The organism is Flavobacterium cheonanense, assembly GCF_039539185.1.
GTDB classification, from domain to species: Bacteria; Bacteroidota; Bacteroidia; order Flavobacteriales; family Flavobacteriaceae; genus Flavobacterium; species Flavobacterium cheonanense.
Genome location: NZ_BAABCT010000024.1, coordinates 1 through 2996, shown reverse-complemented (window position 1 = coordinate 2996; position 2996 = coordinate 1). Strand labels below are relative to the sequence as shown.

Genomic DNA, 2996 nt, shown 5'->3' with positions numbered 1-2996 from the left:
TTACATTAACATTCAATGATGTTACTACAAACGGAGCATGTACAGGAAGTTACTCAGTAACTAGAACTTGGACAGCAACAGACGCTTGTGGCAACGCATCAACAGCATCACAAACAATCAATGTAACAGATACAACAGCACCAGTTATTACTACTCAAGCTTCTAACTTAATTGTTGAATGTGATGGTCATGGAAATCAAACAGCTATTACGAATTGGTTACAAACCAATGGAGGTGCAGTTGCCAATGATTTATGTTCTGATGTAACTTGGACAAATAATTTTAACTCTTTATCAAATGATTGTTCAACAGCAGTTACAGTAGTATTTACTGCAACAGATGCTTGTGGAAACTTTATTTCAACATCTGGTACTTTTACAGTTCAAGACATTACTGCACCAGTTGTTCCATTAGCTCCTCAGTCTTTGCAAGTTTCTTGTGCTTCAGAGGTGCCAACTGCTTTAACTTTAACAGCAATAGATAATTGTTCAGGAAATGTTACGTCTCAAGCATTAGATTCTATTGTTCCAGGACAATGTCCTAATTCATTTATAATTACTAGAACATGGACTTTTACAGATGCTTGTAATAATTCATCTAATGTTTCACAAACCATAACTGTTCAAGATACAACAGCTCCGACATTCGTAGAAGCTTTACCAGCTAATGTAACAGTAGAATGTTCAGCAGTACCAACAGCGGTAGTATTAACTGCAACTGACAACTGTGGAACAGCAACAGTAGCTTACAACGAAGTAACTACAGCAGGAACTTGCGCAGGAAGTTATACTCTAACAAGAACATGGATTGCAACGGATCTTTGTGGATTAACTACAACTCACGTTCAAACCATCACTGTTCAAGATACAACACCTCCAAGTTTCGTAGAAGCTTTACCAGCTAATGTAACTGTAGAATGTTCAGCAGTACCAACAGCGGTAGTATTAACTGCAACTGACAACTGTGGAACAGCAACAGTAGCTTACAACGAAGTAACTACAGCAGGAACTTGCGCAGGAAGTTATACTCTAACAAGAACATGGATTGCAACGGATCTTTGTGGATTAACTACAACTCACGTTCAAACCATAACTGTTCAAGATACAACAGCTCCGACATTCGTAGAAGCTTTACCAGCTAATGTAACAGTAGAATGTTCAGCAGTACCAACAGCGGTAGTATTAACTGCAACTGACAACTGTGGAACTGCAACAATAGCTTACAACGAAGTAACTACAGCAGGAACTTGCGCAGGAAGTTATACATTAACAAGAACATGGATTGCAACGGATCTTTGTGGATTAACTACAACTCACGTTCAAACCATAACTGTTCAAGATACAACAGCTCCGACATTCGTAGAAGCTTTACCAGCTAATGTAACAGTAGAATGTTCAGCAGTACCAACAGCAGTAGTATTAACTGCAACTGACAACTGTGGAACTGCAACAATAGCTTACAACGAAGTAACTACAGCAGGAACTTGCGCAGGAAGTTATACATTAACAAGAACATGGATTGCAACGGATCTTTGTGGATTAACTACAACTCACGTTCAAACCATCACTGTTCAAGATACAACACCTCCAAGTTTCGTAGAAGCTTTACCAACTAATGTAACTGTAGAATGTTCAGCAGTACCAACAGCGGTAGTATTAACTGCAACTGACAACTGTGGAACAGCAACAGTAGCTTACAACGAAGTAACTACAGCAGGAACTTGCGCAGGAAGTTATACTCTAACAAGAACATGGATTGCAACGGATCTTTGTGGATTAACTACAACTCACGTTCAAACCATCACCGTTCAAGATACAACAGCTCCGACATTTGTAGAAGCTTTACCAGCTAATGTAACTGTAGAATGTTCAGCAGTACCAACAGCAGTAGTATTAACTGCAACTGACAACTGTGGAACTGCAACAATAGCTTACAACGAAGTAACTACAGCAGGAACATGTGCAGGAAGTTATACTCTAACAAGAACATGGATTGCAACAGATCTTTGTGGATTAACTACAACTCACGTTCAAACCATAACTGTTCAAGATACAACAGCTCCGACAGTAGTGACATCATTCCCAACTGTTTTAAATGTAACTTGTAATTCAATTCCAGCGGTACCTCAATTAGTATTTACCGATGCTTGTTCTAGCACACCAATTACTGTTGTGACTACAGAAACAACTTCAACAGTTGCTTCAGATGGTACATCCACTATTGTAAGAACTTGGACAGTAACTGATGCTTGTGGAAATAGTGCTACGTTTACACAAACAATTAATGTGTCAATTCCAAACTACTTCCAACAGTTAACAATTGATGCTCAATGTAGTCTTGATATCGAGCTTGAAGTGAACGTTATGTCAATTATTAACAATCAGTTTGGAATACAACCAACTGGAGGGACATGGACAGACGTAAGTAGCTCAGGTGCTTTAGACATAACTAATGGTGTATTTACTCCGTTGAATTTAGCTAATGGAAGTTATATAGTTAGATACGAAACTAATGATCCAGTTTGCCCAAGAACATTTGAAATTACAATCCCAACAAGTGATGAATTCGAAACTTGTGGTGTTTTAGCTTGTAAAAATATAATAGTATATAACGCAGTAACACCAAATGGAGATACTTTGAATGATAGTTTTGTAATTGAAAACATTACTAACTTAGATTGTTACCCAGAGAATACAGTTGAGATATACAACCGTTGGGGAGTTAAAGTATTTGATACTACTAACTACGATAATAGAAACAGAGTATTTACAGGTTTATCTGAGGGACGTGGTACAGTTAATCAATCTGCGGAATTACCAATAGGAACTTACTTCTACATTTTGAAATACAAAACTTCAAATGGTAGTAGTGTAACTAAAAACGGCTATTTATACTTATCTAGATAATCCATAACAGAGGATATTTATTTATCCTCTGTTATTTATAACACCCAAAAAATGAGAACAAGAATAATACTTTTCGCTATGTTGTTAATG

At 37.4% G+C, this 2996-nt stretch carries 1 protein-coding gene; it reads left to right on the top strand.

Annotated elements, in window-relative coordinates:
- A partial coding sequence (locus ABD766_RS14905) for an HYR-like domain-containing protein (protein ID WP_344817430.1) occupies positions 1–2906 on the top strand: 2906 nt, incomplete at its 5' end.
- Between the last annotated feature and the right edge of the window lie 90 nt (positions 2907–2996).